Here is a 6,058-nt window from a genome sequence, read left to right as displayed (position 1 = left end):
GCTGGCCGCCAGCTGGCACTCCAACAAGTTCCTCAACCCGGTGACCGACGGCGCGGTGCTGCCCATCCTGGCGCTCAACGGCTACAAGATCGCCAACCCGACGGTGCTGGCCCGCATCCCCCACGACGAGCTGGAAGCGCTGCTGCGCGGCTACGGCTACCGGCCGATCACGGTTGCCGGGGACGACCCGGCCGACGTGCACCAGCAACTGGCCGCGGCGCTCGACGACGCGTTCGACGACATCGCGGCCATCCAGAGCGCGGCCCGCGGCGGCGGCGAGGTCGGGCGGCCGGTGTGGCCGATGATCGTGCTGCGCACGCCCAAGGGCTGGACCGGACCCAAGGTGGTGGACGGCAAGAAGGTGGAGGGCACCTGGCGCTCGCATCAGGTGCCGTTGTCCGAGACGCACGACAATCCCGAACACCGCGCCCAGCTCGAGGAGTGGCTGCGCAGCTACGCCCCCGAGCAGCTGTTCGACGAAAACGGCAGGCTACGTGAGGAATTGCGGGCCCTAGCGCCCACCGGCGATCGGCGGATGAGCGCCAACCCGCACGCCAACGGCGGCCTGCTGCTGCACGACCTGGACCTGCCGGACTTCCGCGACTACGCCGTGGCCGTCGAGCGGCCGGCGGCCGCCACGCACGAGGCCACCCGGGTGCTGGGCACGTTCCTGCGCGACGTGATCGCCCGCAACCGGGATCGGTTCCGGCTGATGGGGCCCGACGAGACGGCGTCGAATCGGCTCGACGCCGTCTACGGCTCGACCGACAAGGTGTGGCTCTCGGAGGTTGAGCCCGACGACGAACACCTCGCCCCCGACGGCCGGGTGATGGAGGTGCTCTCCGAGCACCTGTGCCAGGGCTGGCTGGAGGGCTACCTGCTGACCGGCCGGCACGGGCTGTTCAACTGCTACGAGGCGTTCGTGCACATCGTCGACTCGATGCTCAACCAGCACGCAAAATGGCTTGCCACCAGCCGGGAACTGCCGTGGCGCCGCCCCATCGCGTCGCTCAACTACCTGCTGAGCTCGCACGTCTGGCGCCAGGACCACAACGGCGCGTCCCACCAGGACCCGGGGTTCATCGACCTCGTCGCCAACAAACGTCCCGAGCTGACCCGCGTCTACCTGCCGCCGGACGGCAACACCCTGCTCTCGGTGGCCGACCACTGCCTGCGCAGCCGCGACTACATCAACGTCATCGTGGCCGGCAAGCAGCCCGCGCTGGCCTACCTCGGCATGGACGAAGCCATCGCGCACTGCACCCGCGGCCTGGGCATCTGGGACTGGGCGAGCACCGCCACCGACGAACCCGACGTGGCGCTGGCCTGCGCGGGCGACATCCCCACGCTCGAGACGCTGGCCGCCGCCGACATCCTGCGCCGCGAGCTGCCGGACCTGGGGGTGCGGGTGATCAACATCGTCGACCTGATGCGGCTGCAGCCGGACTCCGAGCACCCACATGGCCTGCCGGACCGCGAGTTCGACGCGCTGTTCACCCGGGACAAGCCGGTGATCTTCGCCTACCACGGCTATCCCTGGCTGATCCACCGGCTCACCTATAGCCGCACCAACCACGCCCACCTGCACGTGCGCGGCTTCAAGGAGCGCGGCACCACGACCACGCCATTCGACATGGTGATGCTCAACGACCTGGACCGCTTCCACCTGGTCATCGACGTGATCGACCGGGTGGACGGGCTGGCCAGTCGCGCCGCCATGCTGCGCCAGCGCATGGTCGACGCCCGGCTGGCCGCGCGGATGTACACCCGCGAACACGGCGAGGACGACCCGAAGATCTCCGGCTGGACCTGGTCGCCGAGCGACCAGGGCTGACACCGCGTTTCGGCGCCACCGGGATCGTGACGGCCACCTCGTCGAACGTCGAGGCGGGACCGGCGCCGGTAAGCTGGTCGGATGCTTGACGCCACCGGGACCGCCCGCATCGAGCCCCTGGTGTCCCCGCTGGCGGCGCCGCACCGATTCCGGATCCACCTCGACATCGCCGTCGTCGTCGCGGTGCTGGTGCTGACCAACCTGATCGCGCACTTCACCACGCCGTGGGCGAGCATCGCGACCGTGCCCGCCGCGGCCGTCGGCCTGGTGGTCCTGATGCGGTGGCGCGGCCTGGGCTGGGCGGACCTGGGTCTGGGCCGCGAGCACTGGAAACCCGGCCTCGGTTACGCGGTGGCCGCCGTGGTCGTCGTGGCCGCGGTGATCGCGGTGGGCGTCCTGCTGCCGGCCACCCGGCCGATGTTCATGAACAACCGCTACGCCACCATCTCCGGGGCGCTGATCGCCTCGATGGTCATCATCCCGCTGCAGACCGTGATTCCCGAGGAACTGGCCTTCCGCGGCGTGCTGCACGGAACGCTCAACCGGGCCTGGGGCTTTCGCGGCGTCGCGCTGGCCGGCTCGCTGTTGTTCGGGCTGTGGCACGTCGCGACGTCGTTCGGGCTGACCAGCAGCAACGTCGGCTTCACCCGGCTGTTCGGCGGCGGGATCGTGGGCATGGCCGCGGGGGTGACCGGCGCGGTGCTGGCCACCGGGGCGGCCGGGTTCGTCTTCAGCTGGCTGCGCCGGCGCAGCGGCAGCCTGATCGCGCCGATCGCGTTGCACTGGTCATTGAACGGCCTTGGCGCGCTGGCGGCCGCACTGGTGTGGCACCTGTCCGCCTGACCGGGTTCACACCAGCAGCACCGCCGCACCGGCGATGCGCCCGGCGCTCAGATCCGCCAGCGCCCGATCGGCCTGTCCCAGCGGATATTCCGGCGTCGTCACCTCGATGTGGTGTTTGCTCGCGAAGTCGAGGAAGGCCCGCGCGTCGGCCCGGGTGTTGGACGTGACCGATCGGACCTGGCGTTCCTGGAACAGGTGGCGCTGGTAGTTCAGGGTCGGAATATCGGACAGGTGGATCCCGGCGATGGCCAGGGTGCCGCCGCGGTCCAGCGCCTCGAGCGCGGGCAGCACCAGATCCCCCACCGGGGCAAACAGGATCGCGGCGTCCAGCGGCACCGGCGGCGGATCGGCCGCGCCCTGAGCCGACGCGGCGCCGAGCTGCAACGCCAGTTCCTGCGCCGGGGCTCCGCGGGTCATCACGTGCACCTCGGCGCCTTGCGCCAACGCCACCTGCGCGGTGATGTGCGCGCTGCCGCCGAAGCCGTAGAGGCCCAGGCGGCCGCCGGGTGGCAGCTCGGCGCGCAACAACGAGCGGTAGCCGATGATGCCCGCGCACAGCAGCGGCGCCAGCTCGCTGTCGCTGTAGCCGCTCGGCAGTGGGTGCGCGAATGCCGCCGGGACGGTGGCGAATTCGGCGTAGCCGCCGTCGGCGTCCCAACCGGTGTAGCGGGAGTGGGGGCACAGGTTCTCGTCGCCGCGACGACAGTATTTGCAGACGCCGCAGGTGTGGCGCAACCAGGCGATGCCGACCCGATCCCCCACCCGGAATTCGCCGGCGGCCTCGGCGCCCATCTCGATGACTTCACCGACCACCTCATGGCCGGGAGTGACCCGGTCGCGGTGCACCGGCAGGTCGCCCTCGGTGACATGCAGGTCGGTGCGGCAGACGCCGCAGGCGCGCACGGCCACCAGCAGTTCGGACGGTCCGGGGCGCGGTATCTCGGTGGTGACTTGCTCCAGCGGGCCGGTGTTCATCGGCCCGGGTCGACGTACGCGCCAGGCGCGCATTGCCGTGGTGGTCACCGGTGGAGGCATCAATCCATCATGCCGCTAACCACCACGGCCGCAACGGGTTAAGCCCTACGTCCTGTGTCGCACCAAGCCGACGACCCAGAGCAGGAGCACGGCGCCGAGCAGCGCGGTGAAGAAGGTGAAGATGATCCCGCCGCCCGCGGTGTTGACGAAGAAGCTCAGGATGAACCCACCAATCAGGGCGCCGACGATGCCGATGACGATGTCCATCAGGATGCCGGCCCCGCTGCCCCGGATGATCCTGCTGGCGAGCGCTCCGGCGAGACCGCCGATGATGATGTAGCCGATCCAGCCGACGCTGGTCAAAGTGGTGGAGCGGGCAAGAAATTCGGTTGCTGCCATGACAGTCATGAAAGTCTCCTTGCAATCGCTGGCAAAGCCCAGCTATTTGCTGGGCGTCATTCCGGTATACCCAGTTTGGGTCACGAAATGAGTGCCGAATCGGAGACGGTTGACCAGTCGGTTTCCGTCGCGGCCGAACCGGTCGGCGGAGCTGTCAGGCCGACAGGGTCTGCTGCGGTGTCGGCGTGGGGGGCGGGCTCACCTCGGAGGCGGGCGCCCCACCCGGAGCCTGCGCCGGTGCTCCGGGCGCCGCGGGAGCCGGCGCTGGGGCACCAGGGGCGGCCGGCGCCGCCGGGGCGGCCGGTGGCACTGCCCCGGGTGCCGGTGCGGGCGCAGCCGGGGCGCCCGGCGCCGCGGGGGTTCCCGGAGCCGGCGCCGGTGCCGCCGGCGGTGTCCACGCCTGGATCGACTCGGTGAGCGCCTTGGCCGCGCCCCGGTCCACCGGGTCGTTCGAGGTTCCGAGCCACACCACGAACCAGCGTTGGGCGGTCCCGCCGTTGGCCGCGCCGATGACCCCGGTCCAGATCTGGCCGTTTGGCTTGGACGCGTCGCTGAACTTCACTTCGTAATACGACGCGCTGCCGGTGCTGCCGTTGCTCCCGGTGAGCGGCGTGGCGTCCTGGTTGATCCGGGTGCCGGGATAGGGCATGAAGAACTCGCCCATGTCCGAGCCCAGCCGCACGGCGGCCTTGGCATTGTTGGCTTCCGCGCTCGCGTAGAGCTTTTGGTCCAGGCGGCCCATCACGATGCGGGTGTCATTGGCGACGGCCGGTGGCTGGTCGGGCGCCGGCGGCGGGCCGGTGACCTTGCTCAGCAGCGCCGAGCCGTAGTCGAGGTGCGACGCGTCCGACTCCACCCAGCCGCCGGGCAGGACGTAGCTGAATCCCCCGACCGCGTTGGTGATCCGCCCGGCGTTCGGATCGGCCGGCGGTGGCGGCGGGGCGTTCGGGTCGACGGGCGGCGGCGGTGCGCCGTTCGGGTTGAGCGGCGGCGGCGGGGCAGCGTTGGGATCGCCGGGTGCCGGTTGCCCGTTCGGCGCCTGGGCGGCCGGCGGCACCGTGGGCGCCGGGGCGCCGGGTGGAGCCGTGGCCGTGGTTGGCGGGACCGGGGTCGGCACCTCGGGATCGGCGTTCGAGGTTGCCGGCAACGCGATGGCGACGGCGCTGGCGCCGGTCACCGTGGTGATTGCCAGGGTCGTCCACAATCCTTTGCGACGGGTCGAGGTCGGATCCACCTGCTCCATGGCGACGAACCTACCGTGTTACCGCTGTGACGCAAGGATGCATTGCGACGAATGCTGCGCGGATTTACCGATGTTGCCAATGTGCAACCTTCGTCGGGCGGCGCGGCCCCGCGCGGCGCCGTCACCGGGCGGCGGGATGCAGCGCCACTTCGTGCGCCTTGACGGAGAACCACACCCGGTCGCCGGGCGCCAACTGCAGCTCCGAAGCGGCGTCGACGGTGATCTCCGCGGCCAGGCCCGGGGCGCCGTCGGGTTGCTGAGTACCGCGCACCAAGACAGCGGGGCCGCGGACATCCAGCTCCGCGACGGTGACCTCGACGGTGTTGCGGGGGCTGCCGTGCGGCCGATCGCGGTAGACGGCCACCGCCGTCGGCGAAAACACCGCGATCGCATGCTGCTCGGGCGAAAAGGCTTCGCCGCCCTGTGCAGGGGCCGCATACCAGCGGACACCGGAGTCCGCGCGCAGCGAGCCGTCCCGGCCGACGGTTCCGTTCACCAGGTTGATGCCCGCGATCCGGGCCGCGAAATGACTGCGTGGTGCGGTGAGAACGTCTGGCACCGGCCCGATTTCGGCGATTGTGCCCGACTCCAGCACCAGGACGCGATCGGCCAGGGTGAACACGTCCAGCAGGTCGTGGGTGACCAGGACCGCCGCACAGCCGGTGCGGGTGATCACCCTGCGCAGCACGGCCCGGATCGCGGCCGCCGCGGCGACGTCGAGCCCGGCCAGCGGTTCGTCGAGCAGCAACACGTCGGGTTCGGCG

At 70.8% G+C, this 6,058-nt stretch carries 6 protein-coding genes; 2 read left to right on the top strand and 4 right to left on the bottom strand.

Annotated elements, in window-relative coordinates:
* Together A9W96_RS00050 and A9W96_RS00045 are read left to right on the top strand one after the other, a co-directional pair.
* The coding region (locus A9W96_RS00050) for a phosphoketolase (protein WP_067137211.1) at window positions 1-1,834 on the top strand (1,834 nt) is incomplete at its 5' end.
* A gap of 81 nt (window positions 1,835-1,915) precedes the next feature.
* Window positions 1,916-2,677 carry a CPBP family intramembrane glutamic endopeptidase gene (locus A9W96_RS00045; protein ID WP_066878193.1) on the top strand — a complete coding sequence of 254 codons (762 nt, stop codon included), beginning with the start codon at window positions 1,916-1,918 and terminating at the stop codon, window positions 2,675-2,677.
* 6 nt (window positions 2,678-2,683) lie between these two features.
* Here A9W96_RS00045 and A9W96_RS00040 read toward each other — a convergent pair whose 3' ends face one another.
* From A9W96_RS00040 to A9W96_RS00025, 4 genes are all read right to left on the bottom strand, one after another.
* Window positions 2,684-3,712 carry a zinc-binding alcohol dehydrogenase family protein gene (locus A9W96_RS00040; protein ID WP_066878194.1) on the bottom strand — a complete coding sequence of 343 codons (1,029 nt, stop codon included), beginning with the start codon at window positions 3,710-3,712 and terminating at the stop codon, window positions 2,684-2,686.
* Between the two features lie 45 nt (window positions 3,713-3,757).
* The gene (locus A9W96_RS00035) at window positions 3,758-4,060 is read right to left on the bottom strand and encodes a GlsB/YeaQ/YmgE family stress response membrane protein (RefSeq protein ID WP_066872807.1); all 303 of its coding nucleotides are present in this window, start codon (window positions 4,058-4,060) and stop codon (window positions 3,758-3,760) included.
* 145 nt (window positions 4,061-4,205) lie between these two features.
* Entirely contained in the window at window positions 4,206-5,294 is a 1,089-nt protein-coding gene (locus A9W96_RS00030; protein WP_067137208.1) for an alanine and proline-rich secreted protein Apa, read from the bottom strand.
* A 121-nt stretch (window positions 5,295-5,415) separates the two neighbouring features.
* Window positions 5,416-6,058 (bottom strand): TOBE domain-containing protein (locus A9W96_RS00025; RefSeq protein ID WP_197498135.1); only part of this gene is annotated, 643 nt, incomplete at its 5' end.

Origin of the sequence: Mycobacterium sp. 1245852.3, assembly GCF_001669335.1 — a bacterium.
GTDB lineage: Bacteria > Actinomycetota > Actinomycetes > Mycobacteriales > Mycobacteriaceae > Mycobacterium > Mycobacterium europaeum_A.
Note: the sequence above shows the minus strand (reverse complement) of the source record. Positions and strands in the feature narration are given on the sequence as shown.